Annotated in this window: 19 protein-coding genes; 5 read left to right on the top strand and 14 right to left on the bottom strand. The window is 61.9% G+C overall.

The annotated features are described in order from the left end of the window. Positions 1-117 precede the first annotated feature (117 nt). A complete protein-coding gene (locus tag J2Z75_RS21145; RefSeq protein WP_209854765.1) occupies positions 118-1,023 on the top strand; it encodes a DMT family transporter in 906 nt (301 codons plus the stop codon). A gap of 173 nt (positions 1,024-1,196) precedes the next feature. Here the strand turns inward: J2Z75_RS21145 and J2Z75_RS21150 are convergent, their stop codons facing one another. The 5 genes from J2Z75_RS21150 to J2Z75_RS21170 all read right to left on the bottom strand — a co-directional run bounded on the left by J2Z75_RS21150 (position 1,197) and on the right by J2Z75_RS21170 (position 5,673). Next, positions 1,197-3,086, bottom strand: coding sequence for an ABC-F family ATP-binding cassette domain-containing protein (locus tag J2Z75_RS21150; RefSeq protein ID WP_209854766.1), 1,890 nt, complete (start codon positions 3,084-3,086; stop codon positions 1,197-1,199). Between the two features lie 58 nt (positions 3,087-3,144). Then, positions 3,145-4,218, bottom strand: coding sequence for a GGDEF domain-containing protein (locus J2Z75_RS21155; RefSeq protein WP_209854767.1), 1,074 nt, complete (start codon positions 4,216-4,218; stop codon positions 3,145-3,147). 128 nt (positions 4,219-4,346) lie between these two features. Beyond that, a complete protein-coding gene (locus J2Z75_RS21160; protein WP_209854768.1) occupies positions 4,347-4,742 on the bottom strand; it encodes a Rap1a/Tai family immunity protein in 396 nt (131 codons plus the stop codon). Positions 4,743-4,820: 78 nt separating this feature from the next. Next, positions 4,821-5,042, bottom strand: a complete 222-nt coding sequence (locus J2Z75_RS21165; RefSeq protein ID WP_209854769.1) for a hypothetical protein — start codon at positions 5,040-5,042, stop codon at positions 4,821-4,823. A 115-nt stretch (positions 5,043-5,157) separates the two neighbouring features. After that, positions 5,158-5,673, bottom strand: a complete 516-nt coding sequence (locus J2Z75_RS21170; protein ID WP_209854770.1) for a DinB family protein — start codon at positions 5,671-5,673, stop codon at positions 5,158-5,160. A gap of 340 nt (positions 5,674-6,013) precedes the next feature. On the opposite strand from J2Z75_RS21170, the gene ndk reads away from it, so the two are divergent. Next, complete coding sequence (gene ndk, locus J2Z75_RS21175; protein WP_068953196.1) at positions 6,014-6,436, top strand: nucleoside-diphosphate kinase; 423 nt, start codon at positions 6,014-6,016, stop codon at positions 6,434-6,436. 403 nt (positions 6,437-6,839) lie between these two features. Continuing rightward, positions 6,840-7,037, top strand: a complete 198-nt coding sequence (locus tag J2Z75_RS21180; protein WP_209854771.1) for a hypothetical protein — start codon at positions 6,840-6,842, stop codon at positions 7,035-7,037. A gap of 178 nt (positions 7,038-7,215) precedes the next feature. Here the strand turns inward: J2Z75_RS21180 and J2Z75_RS21185 are convergent, their stop codons facing one another. Continuing rightward, on the bottom strand, positions 7,216-7,737 hold the full coding sequence (locus tag J2Z75_RS21185) for a hypothetical protein (protein ID WP_209854772.1): 522 nt from the start codon (positions 7,735-7,737) through the stop codon (positions 7,216-7,218). Beyond that, on the bottom strand, positions 7,734-8,294 hold the full coding sequence (locus J2Z75_RS21190; protein WP_209854773.1) for a CGNR zinc finger domain-containing protein: 561 nt from the start codon (positions 8,292-8,294) through the stop codon (positions 7,734-7,736). The genes J2Z75_RS21185 and J2Z75_RS21190 overlap by 4 nt, the downstream gene beginning before the upstream one ends. A 65-nt stretch (positions 8,295-8,359) precedes the next feature. On the opposite strand from J2Z75_RS21190, the gene J2Z75_RS21195 reads away from it, so the two are divergent. Next, positions 8,360-9,256 carry a branched-chain amino acid ABC transporter permease gene (locus J2Z75_RS21195; protein ID WP_209854774.1) on the top strand — a complete coding sequence of 299 codons (897 nt, stop codon included), beginning with the start codon at positions 8,360-8,362 and terminating at the stop codon, positions 9,254-9,256. Here J2Z75_RS21195 and J2Z75_RS21200 read toward each other — a convergent pair whose 3' ends face one another. The 5 genes from J2Z75_RS21200 to J2Z75_RS21220 form a co-directional block, all read right to left on the bottom strand. After that, positions 9,257-9,727: a molybdenum cofactor biosynthesis protein MoaE gene (locus tag J2Z75_RS21200; RefSeq protein WP_209854775.1), complete on the bottom strand. Its 471-nt coding sequence runs from the start codon at positions 9,725-9,727 to the stop codon at positions 9,257-9,259. 4 nt (positions 9,728-9,731) lie between these two features. Continuing rightward, entirely contained in the window at positions 9,732-9,992 is a 261-nt protein-coding gene (moaD, locus tag J2Z75_RS21205; protein ID WP_209854776.1) for a molybdopterin converting factor subunit 1, read from the bottom strand. Then, positions 9,992-10,579 carry a CDP-diacylglycerol--glycerol-3-phosphate 3-phosphatidyltransferase gene (gene pgsA, locus J2Z75_RS21210; RefSeq protein WP_209854777.1) on the bottom strand — a complete coding sequence of 196 codons (588 nt, stop codon included), beginning with the start codon at positions 10,577-10,579 and terminating at the stop codon, positions 9,992-9,994. The genes moaD and pgsA overlap by 1 nt, the downstream gene beginning before the upstream one ends. A 175-nt stretch (positions 10,580-10,754) precedes the next feature. Next, positions 10,755-12,782: an excinuclease ABC subunit UvrC gene (gene uvrC, locus J2Z75_RS21215; protein WP_209854778.1), complete on the bottom strand. Its 2,028-nt coding sequence runs from the start codon at positions 12,780-12,782 to the stop codon at positions 10,755-10,757. Beyond that, positions 12,779-13,543, bottom strand: coding sequence for an SDR family oxidoreductase (locus J2Z75_RS21220; protein WP_209854779.1), 765 nt, complete (start codon positions 13,541-13,543; stop codon positions 12,779-12,781). The genes uvrC and J2Z75_RS21220 overlap by 4 nt, the downstream gene beginning before the upstream one ends. Positions 13,544-13,911: 368 nt before the next feature. Here J2Z75_RS21220 and J2Z75_RS21225 point away from each other — a divergent pair, with 368 nt between their 5' ends. Further along, entirely contained in the window at positions 13,912-14,553 is a 642-nt protein-coding gene (locus J2Z75_RS21225; protein WP_209854780.1) for an outer membrane protein, read from the top strand. Positions 14,554-14,634: 81 nt separating this feature from the next. Here the strand turns inward: J2Z75_RS21225 and J2Z75_RS21230 are convergent, their stop codons facing one another. Continuing rightward, positions 14,635-15,225, bottom strand: coding sequence for a glutathione S-transferase (locus J2Z75_RS21230; protein ID WP_209854781.1), 591 nt, complete (start codon positions 15,223-15,225; stop codon positions 14,635-14,637). 23 nt (positions 15,226-15,248) lie between these two features. Further along, entirely contained in the window at positions 15,249-15,995 is a 747-nt protein-coding gene (locus J2Z75_RS21235) for a ribonuclease T2 family protein (RefSeq protein ID WP_209854782.1), read from the bottom strand. Positions 15,996-15,999: the final 4 nt, after the last annotated feature.

Here is a 15,999-nt window from a genome sequence, read left to right on the forward strand (position 1 = left end):
GGGCGCGGGGGACTTTTCCCAAAAGAGATTTTACACTTCGGTCTTCATCGAAGCATTCCGGCGTTTAGGTCGCTATAGCGGGATGGAATTTGGCAATCCTTCTGATGCGAGACGATCATGATACCGGACACGATAGACTTGAAAAAGGAACTGGCGCTGCTCATGGCGCTCGCAACGCTCTGGGGCGCATCCTACACCTTCATCAAGATCGGCGTGGAGACCATTCCGCCGATCACGCTGATTGCCACCCGCACCCTGATCGCCGGCCTGCTGTTGCTGGCGGTTCTGCGCTTTCGCGGGCTTTGCCTGCCAAAGGATAGGGCGACATGGGGCAGGTTCCTGTTTCAGGCCTGCCTGAACAGCGCGATCCCCTTCACGCTGATCGCCTGGGCGGAAAAGACCGTCGATGCCGGTTTGGCCGCCATCCTGAATTCGACAACGCCCATCTTTGCCTTTCTCCTGACCGCCCTCCTGACGCGCCATGAACCGGTGACGGGACGCAAGCTGTTCGGCGTTATCACCGGGATCGCGGGAATTACCCTTGTCGTCGGTCTGGAAGCACTGAACGGTGCCGGTGACCAGCTGCCGGCCCAGCTCGCCATCGTCGCCGCGACGATCTGCTATGCGGGTGCCGCCATTTTCGGCCGCGGCTTCAAGTCGCTCGATCCGATGATGCCGGCGGCGGGCTCTCTGATCTGCGGCGCCGTCATCCTCATGCCGCTTAGTCTTGCGATCGACCGGCCATGGACATTGGCGCCGTCCACAGGCTCGATTCTCGCCTTGCTGGGCCTCTCGGTGTTTTCAACGGCATTGGCCTTCGTCATCTATTTCCGGCTGGTGCACACGCTGGGCTCCGTGGGCACGACCGCACAGGCCTATCTGCGCGTTCCCATTGGCGTGGCGATTGGCGTTGTCTTTCTGGGAGAGAGTGTCAGCGGCACCGCATTGGTGGGGCTTGCCTGCGTTATCACCGGCGTCGCGGCGATGACCATCCCGGCGCGTAGGCGGGTCATGATTGTGTAAAGGCGAGAACGGCACACGAAAGAAAATGGCGGGATTAGCCCGCCATTCAGACAGCCGACAAAGTGCGCCGGATTCGATTTTTGAAAGGCAAAACTTGTCCCGGATGCCCGCCGCAAGGGCGAGCATGAAGGAGGAGACTAGGTACTCAAAACAGTCAACCCGAAGGCCGCCGATCAGCCCGCCATCGCCTGTTCGTATTCGTCGGACAATGTCATCCAATGTTCCTCGGCCTTGGCAAGCTTGGCGACGACCTCGGCGCGTTCCTTGACCTTGGCGGCGGCCTTTTCCGGGAACTTGTCGTAGAGGTCCTGGTCTTCAAGCTCCTTGTCGAGGGCTTGAATCTGTTTGTTCAGTTTTGCCGTCAAGGATTCGACATCGTTGATCTTTTTCTTCAGCGGCGCGAAGGTTGCGCGCTTGTCGGCATTGGCCTTGCGCTGCTCGGCCTTGCTGAGTTGCTCCTCGCCGCCATTGCCCTTGTTCTTGCCGCCCTTGCCCCTGGAACTCTGGACGATGGTTGCGCGGTAGTCTTCAAGATCGCCGTCATAGTTGGAGACGGTACCGTCTTTCACCAGCCACAGCCGGTCGGCCGTTGCCTCGATCAGGTGGCGATCGTGCGAGATCAGGATGACGGCGCCGGTATATTCGTTCAGCGCCTGGATCAGCGCATTGCGGCTGTCGATATCCAGATGGTTGGTCGGCTCATCGAGGATCAACAGGTTCGGCGCATCGAAGGCGGCAAGACCCATCAGCAGACGGGCCTTTTCGCCGCCGGAGAGATCCTTGGCCGGCGTACTCATCTTGGCGGTCGCAAGGCCCATCTGGGCGACGCGGGCGCGTACCTTGCCTTCGGTCGCACCCGGCATGCGCTGGCGCACATGCTCGACGGCATCATGCTCGGGGATCAGGTCGTCCAGCTGGTGCTGGGCGAAGAAACCGATCTTCAGGCCCGGCGCCGTCTGGACAGAACCGCCGGTGGCCGGCAGGCGGCCGGAGATCAGCTTGGCGAAGGTGGACTTGCCGTTGCCGTTCGAGCCGAGAAGGGCGATGCGGTCGTCGGTGTCGATGCGCAGCGACAGGTGCTGCAGGATCGGCTTGCCCGGCGTATAGCCGACGGAGCCGCTTTCCAGCGCGATGATCGGCGAGGCCGCTTCCTTTTCCGGATCGGGAAACTTGAAGCCCTGGACGTGATCCTCGATGACCGAAGACACCGTGCCCATGCGCTCCAGCGCCTTGACGCGGCTCTGCGCCTGGCGAGCCTTGGACGCCTTGGCCTTGAAGCGGTCGATGAAGGCCTGCAGGTGCTTGCGCGCCGCGTCGTTCTTGACCTTGGCCTTGGTCTGCAACTCCATCGCCTCGGCGCGCTGGCGCTCGAACTGGTCGTAGGAGCCGCGATAGAAGGTCAGCTTCTGCTGGTCGAGATGGACGATGGCGTTGACGGCGGTGTTCAAAAGGTCGCGGTCATGGGAGATGATGATGACCGTGTGCGGATACTTGCTGATGTAGTCTTCCAGCCACAGCGTGCCTTCAAGGTCGAGATAGTTGGTCGGCTCGTCGAGCAGCAGCAGGTCGGGCTCGGAGAACAGCACGGCCGCCAGCGCCACGCGCATGCGCCAGCCGCCGGAGAAGGACGAGGCGGGACGCAATTGCGCCGCGGCATCGAAGCCGAGGCCGGCCAGAATGCTGGCGGCACGGGACTCAGCCGAATGCGCCTGGATATCGGCCAGCCGCATGTGGATGTCGGCGATGCGGTGCGGGTCGGTGGCGGTCTCGGCTTCGGCGAGCAGCGCCTCGCGCTCCTTGTCGGCCTTCAGCACGATCTCGATCAGCGGTTCCTCGGTGCCGGGTGCTTCCTGCGCCACCTGGCCGATGCGGGCGTTCTTCGGGATCGAGACCGAACCGGTCTCCGCCTCCATGTCGCCGGTGATGATTTTGAACAGGGTCGACTTGCCGGCACCGTTCTTGCCGACAAGGCCAGCTTTGATACCCGCCGGCAGCGCGACGCTGGCCTGGTCGATGAGAAGGCGTCCGACAATGCGGGCCGAAAGGTTGTTGAGCGTGATCATGGCCGCGTTTTGGCGGAAGTCTCGCGATAAGGCAAGGGTTTGCCGCAGTGCAATACGATCAAGCGGCGTGCGGCGCGTACGTTTTCTTCGTCCGGCCGCCGATCGCGGCGGAAAAGACGAGTACGCCGGGCCTGCCGCTGCTGCGCACGGCGCCGCGGGCAAGCTCCGCCTGGGTGAAGAGATCGACGCTGCCCGATGCGGTCAAGGCCATGGCGATGCCGGTTGACAGCGACAGGGTTTGCGCCGTGAACGTCCGGTTCGGCAAGGCGATCTGTACGCCTTCCACCGACGCGCGGATGCGCTGCGCGATCGCCTCGGCATTCTCGGCTAAGACGTCATGGAAGACGAAGGCGAACTCGTCGGTGCCGATGCGGGCGACGAAATCGTTCTTCTTGATGGATTTGCGGAACACCGGGGCCAGCTTCTTCAAGGCCTTTTCGGCGACGGCCGCGCCATGGCTTTCGCCGAGGTCGCGCAGGCCCTCGATCGTCACCAGCGCCAACGCCGCCGGGCCGGCGGCGTTGCCGTCGTCATAAAGCGCCGAAAGCTTGGCCGAAAAGGCGATCCGGTTGGCAAGGCCGGTGATGGGGTCGCGCATCGATGCCTTGCGCATCACCTCGATGTCGCTGCGAAGACCACCGAGCAGCGCCACGGTTTCGTTCATGGAGGTGGCGAACGCCCGTTCCTCGCGTTCGAAGACGGCGACGGCATCGCGCAAACGTGCGGCATCATCGGCGAACTCCGACATGCCGGCGACGGGATCGGTCTCCAGACGGTCGATGAAGCCGCGCAGCAGCGCGGCGAAGGCTTCCTTCCTGGCGATGCCATTGTTCAGTGCACCGCTCATGGCGGCAATCGACCGTACCGTGTCGGCGCGGATCGTATCGGCCGCAACCGCTGCAAAGCCGGTGAGGTGATATCGGATGCCGATCTGTTCGATCCGGTTTTGCGCAGGCTGGCTGCCAAGGGCGGCGACGTCGCGCGTCAGCTCTGCATTGTGGCCGGACAGCGCCTCGTAGAACAGTTCGTAATTGCGCGGGAAGGGCGCGACACCGAGCTTCGCCATGGTCTGCGCGACCTTGAGAAGGATCGCAGCATTCTGTGCGCCGTCGTTTCGAGACTTGTCCGTCATATCCGAGCCCTCACAAGACCGCGGGAGACGCGGTCGATCGCAAGGAAAGCTCTAGCGCATCGGGATTAAAAGACCGTCAAAAAGGGGCGGATGAACGGCCACTGAAGCATGAGACTTTGGTTGCGGTTCTACTTCGCCGGGCAGGGCCATTTCGCCTGCATGGCCAGCTGGACCAGCATGTCGGCGCTGCGGCCGCGCTCCTTCGGATTGGCCGCGACGAAGGCGCAGACGGTGTTTACCTGCTCTTCAAGCGGGATGGTGATGGGATTGCAGACATTGGCGCGGATCTTGTCCGTCACCGGCACCTTGCTCTTCGGCCGGTTGTTTTCCGCGTCGACCACGTCGGACATTTCGGCGTGATGCAGGTCGCGCGACCAGCGGTCGAGCACGCCGGCGACATAGCCGACGGTTACGGGGTGTTTCTGCTGGCAGAATGTGTTGAGGTCGTCCGCATCCATGAATTGCGCCTGTGCAGCCGGATGAAACAGCAGCAGTCCCGCAAGCCCGAGCATCCTTCGCTTCATGTCGCTCTCCCCGCCATGCCTGCCGGCAGAATAGGTCAAATCTGCGCGGGCGGAAACAGGGAGTCTCGGTACCGGCGCCTAAAGCGCCGCCGACAGGATCTGCTTGGTTGTGTCGGGCAGGGCGACGAACAGGGCGGACAGGTCCTGCCAGCCGTCCGGCTTGCGGCCCGAGACGTTTTCCGGCCAATGGCAGATGCCGTCGCCATGGATATATCCGACCCAGCGCTGCGCGTCCTCGTTTTCGAAACGCAGAACGGCAAGCTTGCCAGCCTCGAGAGCTTCGATCGGATACCAATCCATTGTCTTGCCGTCCTCCTCCTGAAAATCGAAGCGGATATTGACTCGCCTGACTTGCTCAAACCTTGTGACGGTGTTGTGACTGCCCGGAAGAACCAAATGATTTCCGCTGGTTGAGTCACTCGGCGTAATGCCGCCCCTCCGCTGCCCGCAAAAAATAGCTCATATCCAGCGCAAGGCTCGGTCCCCCAAGCGCCGTCAGTGTCATGTGGCACTGACCCCGGTGATGGGTCTGGTGGTTGAAGAAATGGGCGAGCGGCGGGGCGAGGCGCTGGGTGACGGGGGTGGGGTTGGTGATCGGGGTGTAGGTGAAGCGGCCGGCAAGGTCGGCTTCGCTCAAGGACGCGATCCAGGCGACGATGCGGTCGTCTTCGGCTGTTCGCGCCGCTGACAGGCCGGCGAGATCGTCAAACAGGATGGTGTCGAGCGAGGCGGGCGCATCGCCGGTGCCGGTGAAGCGTTTCATCCAGATGCGGTCGGCTGCCAGCACATGGTTGAGCGTCGCATGCAGCGAGCCGAAGAAGGCGCCCTTGTTCTCGCGGTATTGCGCATCGGTGAGGTTGCGCGCCGCCTCATAGAGCAGGCGATTGGCCCAGCGGTTGTAGTCGGCAAACATGCGGTAGTGATCGAGCATTGCGTCCTCCTTAGGCGATGCTTCCAGCCTATCCCATAACCGTATCGCGGTGGGTGATGCGATCGATGAAATTTACTGATTTGATTGTTGTGTGCCGTTGCCGCCGCTTACCGGCTGTGGCGTTTTCGGCCGCTGCAAGCGAAGCGCTTCGTCCGGCTGAAGGCGATTCTCGAGAGCGGCGCTGCGGTCATGGGCGGGTCGAAGCGCTGCCTCGATCTCCGCGGCGGCGTCGGGCGCTGCGTGACAGCGGCGTGAAACTTCGCCGCTCCCCCCTTGTTTTGCGCGGCATTGGCGGCTATTGAACCGCCAAATTCACGGAAAACCCAAGGGAATTGAGACAATGGCGATTGAACGCACCTTTTCGATGATCAAGCCGGACGCCACCAAGCGCAACCTGACGGGCGCCATCACCAAGATGCTCGAAGATGCAGGCCTCCGCGTCATCGCTTCCAAGCGCGTCTGGATGAGCAAGCGCGAAGCCGAAGGCTTCTACGCCGTGCACAAGGAACGCCCCTTCTTCGGCGAACTGGTTGAAGGCATGACCTCCGGCCCGACCATCGTTCAGGTTCTCGAAGGCGAAGGCGCCATCCTGAAGAACCGCGAAATCATGGGCGCGACCAACCCGGCCAACGCCGACGAAGGCACGATCCGCAAGACCCACGCTTTGTCGATCGGCGAAAATTCGGTTCACGGCTCGGACGCTCCGGAAACCGCTGCCCAGGAAATCAAGTACTGGTTCTCCGACACCGAAATCGTCGGCTGAATCAATTCTTGAGGGTTTCGGCCCGAAGGACTTGAAAAGACTGAATTTAAGAGCCGGGGCGGAAACGCTCCGGTTTTTTGTTGGGATTGAGCCCGACAGGCTCTTCGGGGTTTACCGAAAGATCCAAAGCCGAGCGAATCATTGCCTTCGGGGCCGGAGCCATTGCGCGGCGAATTCCCGTGTGTCCTCGATCATCAAACCCGAGAAAATCCCACTTTTGAACCCGATTAATTTGCGAGGGGATTACAATTCCTGCTGGTAGAAAAAACGGGTACGTACCTCACGTAAAGTGTCACGTTTTCATCTTGAACCCCTAATACTTTGGACTAAGGTCGAACGTGCTGGAGGCCGTTGGGAGGCGGCTTATCACGAAAAAAAAAAGCCAATCCTTGGGAGGAAAATGATGCAAAAGCCGGATATCGCAATACCGCCGAAAGACCTCAATATGCTCCAGACGGTTCTTGACGCTTGGTGCTCGCAGCATCGCATTCTGCGCAAGGATGCGACTGCTGAAGCGAAAATATTGATCAACGAGTACAAGCGCGGCAATCGTTCGCAGATCGCACTCATCGATGCACTTATAAACAGCACCACGCACTAGCGGCTCACCTGCCGCTTATCGTCGAGAACCCGGCCTGACAAGCCGGGTTTTGCATGGCCAGATAGATACGCGATGAACAGTCCCGCCCAGAGTGTCGTTGCCCTATTGCAACCCAAAAGGCTGGTTGCCTTCCGGATAAATCATCGCCTCATGCGCGACAGCAGAGGCTTGCACATCTCTATGTCCCGCACTTCGCCGTCGCGAAATGTTCCGGTGTCTTGCCCGCCTTGAAGACGTCCGGATTCTTGTCGTAGGCCGGGCCGACGACCAGCGCCTGCGCCGGCATGATGTCCTGATCGAGGCTGGAGGTCACCGTGGTCTTCAGCGTTTGCAGGATGGTCCCGTCCGGGCCTTTGACCTCGATCGTCACCGCATAGGGTGTGTGCTTCTTCACGCAGGTGACATCCGGGCTTTCGAGGACCACCTTGTCGAGTTTTTCAAACAGCTTGCGGTCGAGCGTCAGCGGCGGCCCGCCGGCGGGGTTTTCGAATGTAGCCACAACGGTACTGCCATCCGGAACAGGTTCGGTCTTGCTCAGCGTGATCATGTAGGTGGCATAGGCGAGGCGATAGTTGAAGATGAATATCTTGCCGGTCAGTTGCAGCGGATCGGGGCCGGTCTCGCGCTGGCAGGCGGAGAGCACCGACAGGACGGCGAGAACACCAGCGGCGAGGGGAAAGCGCTTGCTGCGGGGGCTCATGCGGTCAACTCCTTCTTCTGGCGCTGATAGTGGCGGCTCGCTTTCACGCGGTTTCCGCAGACGGTCATGTCGCACCAGGTGCGGCTGCGGTTGCGGCTGCGGTCGAGAAACAGCCATTGGCAATTAGGGCAGATCTTCAGGCGCTCCGGCTCGCCGAGAGTGGCCAGCATCAGCGCCGAACGGGCCGTTGCTGCGTCGAGCGGCGTGCAGGCGGATTTGGTCGGGTGGCGGCGGATGACGGTGGAGGCTGCGTCCAGCAGGTCGGCCAGCCGTTCGGAGGAGGCAAGCCCCAGCACTTCGGCGCGAAAATGCCGGTCGGTGGCTTCCCGGAGATCGAGAAAGGCAGCTCGGTTCTGCGGCGCGACAGGTTCGAGCGGACCGAACAGCGCCTGTTCCGCGGAGAATTTCATTGCGGCAGTGGCAAAGTCCCTCATGGCAGCGGGATCGGCATAACGGTCGATCCGGCGCTCGGCGTCGAAGCGCAGGATCACCGAATTGGCGACATCGAGCGCAAGCGCGCCACCGGAAAAACGATGCGGGGTCCAGGAAAACGTCATGCCATATCCTAACTGGTAAAACGCATTTTACCAGTTATAATGATTTTGTCATCAGTGGATGTGTCATGGCCTATTTTCTCCAGCAGCTTGCCAGTGCCCTGCCTATCGCCGCCCTTTATGCGCTGCTGGCCTTCGGCTATTCCATCGCGTTTTCCGTGACCCGGCGGGCGGACCTCACCTATGGCGCGCTGTTCGGCTTTTCCGGCCAGATCTTCCTGCTGTTTTCCGATTTTGCCTGGAACCGGCTGTGGCTGGTCCTGCCGGCGGCGCTTGCCGTCGGCGCCATTTCGGCGCTGGTCTATGCGCTCGGCGCCGGCCTCTTCATCGGCCGCTCGATCATGCGCAGGCTGGTGGCGACCTCGGCCAATACGGTCGTGGTCGCCTCGCTCGGCGTGGCGCTGGTGCTGATGGAGCTGTCGCGAATTGCGGCAAAGACCCGCAGCCTCTGGCTGCCGCCCTTCCTCAACACGCCGCTGGTCCTCTGGCCCGATCCGCAATTCCCGGTGACGCTGACGGTGATCCAGCTTCTCAATACCGTGGTGATGCTCTCCATGGTCGGGGCAGGGCATGTGTTTCTGGCGCGGTCCGCCTGGGGCCGTTCCTGGCGGGCGGTATCGGATGATGCGGGAGCCGCGGCGCTCTGCGGCGTCGACGGCAGCCGGGTGTTCGTTGCGGCCTACGGGCTTTCGGCGCTGCTGGCTGCCATCGCCGGCATTCTCGCCACGTCCTACTACGGCAACATGGATTTTGGTGCAGGCCTGATCTTCGGCGTCAAGGTGTTGTTCATCGCGGCGATCGGCGGCCAGACGGCGCCTGTGCTGGCGGCAGTGGGGGCGGCGGCGATGGGCCTGGGCGAAACGCTGTGGAGCGCCTACGGCCCGATGCTCTGGCGGGATTTTGCGATCTTCTCGTTCCTGGTCCTGCTGCTGGTGCTGACGCGCAAGGAGCAATTCCAGCCGTAATCAGTCCTTCGACCAGCGATCCCGCGCGCTGTCGTCTTCGTCCTTGGCGCTGACCCAGCCGCGCTCGATACCGTCGGCGGCGTGTTCCTTCTTCCAGAAAGGCGCCGAGGTTTTCAGGAAATCCATGATGAAATTGGCGCCGTCGAAAGCTGCCTGCCGGTGCGGCGAGGCGGTGACGACGAGGACGATGTTTTCGCCTGGCAGGATTTTTCCGTAGCGGTGGATGGCCGAGACGGCCTGTAGTCCGAAGCGGGTGACGGCCTCCTCGCAGATGCGGTTGATTTCCGCCTCCGCCATGCCGGGATAATGCTCGAGTTCAAGGGCGCTCAGCATGCCGGCCTCGTCGCGGCAGAGGCCGGAGAAGGTAACGACGGCGCCGATATCGTGGCGACCGGCGGACAGGGCTTGCACCTCGGCGGCGAGGTCGAAATCTTCGCGCTGGACGCGAACGGTGACAGGCACGCCGCCCACGGCGTCAGCCTCCGGTCATTGGCGGGAACAGCGCGATTTCCCGCGCACCGGCAATCGGCTCGTCGTGCTCGACATGTTCCTGGTTGATGGCGACGCGGATGACATTCTCATGCTCCAGCGCCGTCTCATATTCCTCGCCGAGCGTCTTCAGATGGGCGAGCAGGTCGCCGGCCGTGACGATGCCGTCTGGAAGTTCCAGCGTTTCCTCGGCCCTGCCGATCCGCTCGCGCACCCAGGCGAAGTAGACGAGGTTGACGGTCGCCATCAGTCGACCATGTGCTTGAGGCCGGCGCGGAAATAGTCGTAGCCGGTATAGAGCGTGATGGCGGCGGCGACCCAGAGAAGCAGGATGCCCATCTCGGTGGTGTAAGGCAGAACCTTGTCGCCGGCGGGGCCTGCGAGCAGGAAGGCGATGGCGACCATCTGGATCGTCGTCTTCCACTTGGCGATACGGGTCACCGGCACGCTGACCTTCAGCGCCGCCAGATATTCGCGCAGGCCGGAAACGAGGATTTCGCGGCACAGGATGATGATCGCAGCCCAGATCGACCAGCCGGCAATCGTGCCGTCGGCGGCAACGAGCAGCAGGACGGAGGCGACCAGAAGCTTGTCGGCGATCGGATCGAGCATGCGGCCGATATTGGAGGTCTGCTGCCAGATGCGCGCCAGATAGCCATCGAAAAAGTCGGTGATCGAGGCGAAGGCAAAAAGCCCCAAGGCCGTCCAGCGGGCAAAGTCCGAACTCTGCAGCCTGCCCTCGATGAAGAAACACAGGACGATCAGCGGCACGGCCAGTATGCGGGCATAGGTCAGGAGATTGGGGATGTTGTAGGCGGCAGGCGTCGTGGACATCGATTCGGGTTCTCTGCGGGTTCGTGGCTACAGATGAAAGACTTTGTGACAGCGGCGTCAACCGGTCATTGAGAGATCGGCCTGAATTATGGCGGAATTCGTCTGAACGCACCGTGAACCGGATGAGATGCATCTTCCCCGAAGGGTAAGCTCCTCTTCCACCCTGGTTTACGCTCTACTTCGCGCCGTCCTCGTGAAAATGATCGTAGACGATCCGCGCCACGGCTTCCGAAATGCCTTCGACCGCGATCAGGTCGTTGATGCCGGCGCGGGACACGGCCTTGGCGGTGCCGAAATGGTGGAGCAGCGCGCGCTTGCGCGTCGGGCCGATGCCGCCGATCTCGTCCAGCGGATTCTTGACCATCTCCTTCTTGCGCCGCGCCCGGTGCGAGCCGATGGCGAAGCGGTGCGCCTCGTCGCGCATGCGCTGGATGAAATAGAGCACAGGATCGCGCGGCGGCAGGGTGAAGCCGTCGCGGCTGCCGCCGGGCGGGAAGAAGCGCTCGCGGCCGGCCTCGCGGTCGACGCCCTTGGCGACGCCGATGGCGACGACGCAATCCTCGATGTCCAGTTCCTTGAGGATTGCCCGCACAGCCGTCATCTGGCCCTGGCCGCCGTCGATCAGGATAACGTCTGGCCAGGCCGGAAATGCGCTGTCCTCGTTGGTCTCGATGCTGCGGTCGGGTTTTCCCTCTTCCTTCAGGAGACGGGAGAAGCGACGTGTCATTACCTCCTTCATCATGCCGAAGTCGTCGCCGGGCGTGATGTCGGTCGATTTGATGTTGAACTTGCGATACTGGCTTTTGACGAAGCCTTCCGGCCCGGCCACCACCATGCCGCCGACGGCATTGGTACCCATGATATGGGAGTTGTCGTAGATCTCGATGCGGCGCGGCGTGCGCTCCAGCTTGAATGTGGTGGCAAGCCCTTCCAGCAGGCGTGACTGCGAGGCGGTATCGGCCAGCTTGCGGCCATGCGCCTCGCGGGCATTGGCGACGGCGTGTTCGACCAGATCCTTCTTCTCGCCGCGCTGGGGAACGAGGATCGCGACCTTGTAGCCCGATTTCTCGCTGAGCGCTTCGCCGAGCAGGTCCTGTTCCTCGACCGTTTCGCACAGCAGGATCTGTCGCGGACAGGGCTTGTCGTCGTAGAACTGGGCAAGGAAGGCACTGAGCACTTCGGCCGGCGTCAACGTCGGATCGGCCTTGGGGAAATAGGCTCGGTTGCCCCAGTTCTGGCCGGTGCGGAAGAAGAACACCTGGATGCAGGAGACGCCGCCTTCGTGGTGGATGGCGAAGACATCGGCTTCCTCGACTCCGGACGGGTTGATGCCCTGATGGCTCTGGACATGCGACAGCGCCGCCAGCCGGTCGCGGTAGAGGGCTGCCCGCTCGAAATCGAGATTTTCCGAGGCCTCGCTCATCGCCGCCGCGATCGTCGCCTTGACCGCCTGGCTCTTGCCGGAGAGAAAATCCTTCGCTTCGGTGACCAGTTCCGCATAGTCGGCGTCGCTGACTTCATGGGTGCAGGGGGCGGCGCAACGCTTGATCTGGTGCAGCAGGCAGGGGCGGGTGCGGCTTTCGAAGACGCTGTCGGTGCAGGTGCGCAGGAGAAAGGCGCGTTGCAGCGAATTGATCGTGCGGCCGACGGCGCCGGCCGAGGCGAAGGGGCCGAAAAAATCGCCCTTGCGGCTGCGTGCGCCGCGATGCTTGTAAAGCGCCGGGGCTCTCGAGTCGCCCGTCACCAGAATATAGGGAAAGGACTTGTCGTCGCGCAGCAGAACGTTAAAGCGCGGCCGTAAGCGCTTGATGAGATTCGCTTCGAGCAGCAGCGCCTCGATCTCGGTGCGCGTCGTCACGAATTCCATATTGGCGGTTTCGCGCACCATCTTGGCGATGCGGTTGGAATGGCCGCGTCCCTGCGCATAATTGCTGACGCGCTTCTTCAGGCTGCGCGCCTTGCCGACATAGAGAACGTCGCCCGCCTCGTTGAACATGCGGTAGACGCCCGGGCTGTTGGGCAGAAGCTTGACGAAAGCCTGGATCAGCTCCGCGCCGCGCAATCCATCGGGAATGGCGCTGGTCTCGGCCCAGTCCAGAATAGGCGCGGGGGCGCCGTTATCCGGGACCTCGATCAGGTCCTCGTCGTCGCTGGCATTTTCGTCATAGAGAATGCCGCCGTCTGTCGGCACGCGCCCGCTCATTCCACAATCTCCAAAATATCCGGCGTCTGCCAGGCCAGATGCTGGCCGCCGTCGAGCGCGATCATCTGCCCGGTGATCGACGGCGTGTCGAACAGAAACCGGATCGTCCGGCCGAACTCGTCGAGCCGCGGGCCTTGTTTCAGGATCACTGCCTCGACCTGCGCGTCGAAATCGGCCTTGTTCTGCCGTTCGTTCGGCAGGGCCGGGCCGGGGCCGATGCCGTTGACGCGGATTTCCGGCGCCAAGGCCTGGGCCATCGTCCCGGTCGCCGTCAGCAGCGCCGACTTCGACAACATATAGGAATAAAATCGGGGGTTTGGAGCCCAGACGCGCTGGTCGATGATGTTGACGACCAGGCCCGCGTTTTCCTTTGGCAATTGCGCTGCGAAATCGCGGGCAAGCAGAGACGGGGCCTTGACGTGTAGGGCGAAATGCCGGTCCCAGATGGCCTCGTCGAAGTCTTCGAGGCTGTCCTTCTTGAAGAGCGAGGCATTGTTGACCAGCAGGCCGATCGGCCCCAAAGCCGCAACGGCCTGTTCCATCACTGTCAGGACGGAAGCCGTGTCGGCGAGATCAGCCATGATCGCCGAAGCCTTGCCGCCTTGCGAGCGGAGGTTGGCGGCAAGCGCTTCAGCCTCCGGCAGGGAGGTGTTTGCGTGGATGGCCACGGCGAAGCCATGGGCGGCCAGATCCTCGACGATCGCCTTGCCGATGCGCTTGGCGCCGCCGGTCACCAGCGCTGTTTTCAAAGGCTGCCTCAAATGTGTCCCCGCCGTGCGATTCGAAATGTCTGCATCCGGCAAGGATATAGGAGCCGGGCAGACAATGCGAAACGGGCTCCACGAATTCGTTTCGGAAAATTTAACGGAAAACGCCTAAATTGAATTGATTTCGACGTTTACAGTATAGATTTCGTTATTCTTTATTTGTGGTTAATAATTACCCTGTGGCTACAGAGCAACATCGAAATTCAGCCATCCTCCCGCCACTAAAATTTCACAATTTGGCTCTTGAGAATCCGCATTTGACGACCAAATTCTCCTCAACCGGGCGGGGTTAATTGCAATTTGTCCGATGTATCAGTTTAGGACCGCGAGGGTCCGGAGCATCGGTTCGAAAGGAGACTTTAATGCGTACTCTCATCACCACTCTCATGGCATCTGCCGTATCCCTCATCGCCTTCTCCGCCGTTCAGGCCGCTGACGCGATCGACGAAGTTCCGGCGGCTCCGGCTGCCGAGTACAGCGAGCCGGCGATCAAGAACTGGTCGGGCGCCTATGTCGGCGGCACGGCCAACTGGGCACATGGCCAGTATGACGCAACCGGCGGCCGTGGAGCTGCAGGTTTCGGCGGCGGTCTCTATGGCGGCTACAACATGCAGAGCGGCAACATCGTCTACGGTGCTGAAGCCGATATCAACTACGGCGACAACGACACCAGGAATTCGGCACGCAAGATGGAGCAGGGCGTCAATGGCTCGGTCCGCGGCCGCGTCGGTTATGATCTGAACCCGGTTCTCGTCTACGGTACGGCGGGTGTTGCCGCGTCCAACGTCAAGGCAACCGCCAATGGCGGTGGCTCGGACAAGAACACGCTGCTCGGCTGGACGGCCGGTGCTGGTGCCGAAGCCTTCGTGACCGACAACGTCACGGCCCGCGTCGAATACCGCTACACCGATTACGGTTCGAAGGACTTCAGCCTGCCGGGCGGCAAGGTTTCGTCGGGCTACGACGAACACAGCGTCCGCGTCGGTATGGGCGTCAAGTTCTGATCGATCGGAACATCGTGAATGAACAGGAAGGCCGGAGCGATCCGGCCTTCTTGCATTTTACAACCCACCGTCGTCAGCGGCTCAGATTTTGAACTGCGCATAATCGGGGAAGAATTTCTCGAATTTCTGCGGCCAGTTCTTCAGCTTCGGGCGGCCCTTCTGCCATTCACCGGAGAAGCGCAGCTCGATGTAGCGCAGCATCGCGGCAAGTGCGAAATGGCCGGCATGCAGCTTGGCGCCGGTCTTCGGCATGTTGGCGTTGAGGTAATCGAGACCGCGCACGACCTTTTCCCATTGCCTGTCGATCCACGGCTGGTGGATCTTTTCCGGCGGGTGGAAGCGCTTTTCGTAGACGATGGCGAGCAGGCTGTCGCAGATGCCGTCGCAAAGCGCTTCCAGCATTTCCACCTCGGTCCGCTTTTCCGCATTGCGCGGATAGAGCTTGCCCTTCGTCTCGCGGTCGATGAAATGCATGATTGCCCGGCTGTCGTAGATCGCCTTTCCAGCAGGCGTAATCAGCGTCGGAATCTTGCCGAGCGGATTGTTGCCGATCAGTTCGGGCGGATTGGCGTTGGTGTCTGTCAGCACGCTTTCGGCCGCAATCCCGGCATAGTGCGCACCCATGCGCACCTTGTTGGAATAGGGGGAGGCGGGGGAATAGAGAATTTTCATGCGAGGTTTCTTTCTTCTGGTGGTCAGGGTGTGGCCGGCAGGCTGAGGCTTTTCACCGTGCAACCGGCGCGATCGATCTCGCCGCAGGCGCGGAAGCTCAAGTCCTTGTTGAAGCAGATGCGGACTTCATCGACGCGTCCGGCCGCGCAGCTGACGGCCATGGCATTTGTCCGCAGGCCGGGATTGGCGGTGGTGAGCGCAGTTTCGATCTCCGCGGCGCTCGTCCGCCGAGGCGATGCCACCGATTGCAGCGCCGGCGGTATCGTCACCTTTTCCCGGGCAGCGCGCAGGACGGCAAAATAGTCTCTCTGGCCGAGCCCCGAACACGAACCGTGCTTGCGCCATTCATGGCCGATCAGGCCCATGGAGGGCATGATGTCGAACAGGGTCCGCCCCAGCGCGTCCGGCACCCGGTCGGGGTCGCGCGTCCGGCAGAATTCCGGATAGCCCTGTTCGTTCTGCGGCCAGAGGCCGTGGACGATGAAACCATGGCTATTGTCCGGGTCGCATTGTTCGGTGCGGCCGGACGGATCGTTCTCGATGCACCAGCTCGGCGACCAGGAGAGCGAAAGCACGTAGAAATCGAAACCGCTGCCGAGAGGAACCGGTTGCGCGCCGGATGGCGTTTTGACGGGATTGCCGGCGATCGGTGTCGTCGTCATCGAGGTGTTGGCGTTCTGCGGGGCCTTCCGCGCGTCACTTTCGCCATCGCAGGCGGCGAGCAGCAGCGCACCAAGCAGGAGCAGGACAATGCGGCGGAAACCGGACATCACG

This window comes from Rhizobium herbae (assembly GCF_017873135.1).
Taxonomy (GTDB): Bacteria; Pseudomonadota; Alphaproteobacteria; order Rhizobiales; family Rhizobiaceae; genus Pararhizobium; species Pararhizobium herbae.

Bases quoted from the DNA above. Each gene is read 5' to 3' on its own strand.
- J2Z75_RS21235 (WP_209854782.1), bottom strand. From the start codon at position 15,995: ATGTCCGGTTTCCGCCGCATTGTCCTGCTCCTGCTTGGTGCGCTGCTG.
- J2Z75_RS21190 (WP_209854773.1), bottom strand. From the start codon at position 8,294: ATGACGTTTTCCTGGACCCCGCATCGTTTTTCCGGTGGCGCGCTTGCG.
- uvrC (WP_209854778.1), bottom strand. From the start codon at position 12,782: ATGAGCGGGCGCGTGCCGACAGACGGCGGCATTCTCTATGACGAAAAT.
- J2Z75_RS21150 (WP_209854766.1), bottom strand. From the start codon at position 3,086: ATGATCACGCTCAACAACCTTTCGGCCCGCATTGTCGGACGCCTTCTC.
- J2Z75_RS21195 (WP_209854774.1), top strand. From the start codon at position 8,360: ATGGCCTATTTTCTCCAGCAGCTTGCCAGTGCCCTGCCTATCGCCGCC.
- moaD (WP_209854776.1), bottom strand. From the start codon at position 9,992: ATGGCGACCGTCAACCTCGTCTACTTCGCCTGGGTGCGCGAGCGGATC.
- J2Z75_RS21155 (WP_209854767.1), bottom strand. From the start codon at position 4,218: ATGACGGACAAGTCTCGAAACGACGGCGCACAGAATGCTGCGATCCTT.
- J2Z75_RS21170 (WP_209854770.1), bottom strand. From the start codon at position 5,673: ATGCTCGATCACTACCGCATGTTTGCCGACTACAACCGCTGGGCCAAT.
- J2Z75_RS21145 (WP_209854765.1), top strand. From the start codon at position 118: ATGATACCGGACACGATAGACTTGAAAAAGGAACTGGCGCTGCTCATG.
- J2Z75_RS21180 (WP_209854771.1), top strand. From the start codon at position 6,840: ATGCAAAAGCCGGATATCGCAATACCGCCGAAAGACCTCAATATGCTC.
- J2Z75_RS21165 (WP_209854769.1), bottom strand. From the start codon at position 5,042: ATGGATTGGTATCCGATCGAAGCTCTCGAGGCTGGCAAGCTTGCCGTT.
- pgsA (WP_209854777.1), bottom strand. From the start codon at position 10,579: ATGTCCACGACGCCTGCCGCCTACAACATCCCCAATCTCCTGACCTAT.
- ndk (WP_068953196.1), top strand. From the start codon at position 6,014: ATGGCGATTGAACGCACCTTTTCGATGATCAAGCCGGACGCCACCAAG.
- J2Z75_RS21225 (WP_209854780.1), top strand. From the start codon at position 13,912: ATGCGTACTCTCATCACCACTCTCATGGCATCTGCCGTATCCCTCATC.
- J2Z75_RS21185 (WP_209854772.1), bottom strand. From the start codon at position 7,737: ATGAGCCCCCGCAGCAAGCGCTTTCCCCTCGCCGCTGGTGTTCTCGCC.
- J2Z75_RS21230 (WP_209854781.1), bottom strand. From the start codon at position 15,225: ATGAAAATTCTCTATTCCCCCGCCTCCCCCTATTCCAACAAGGTGCGC.
- J2Z75_RS21160 (WP_209854768.1), bottom strand. From the start codon at position 4,742: ATGAAGCGAAGGATGCTCGGGCTTGCGGGACTGCTGCTGTTTCATCCG.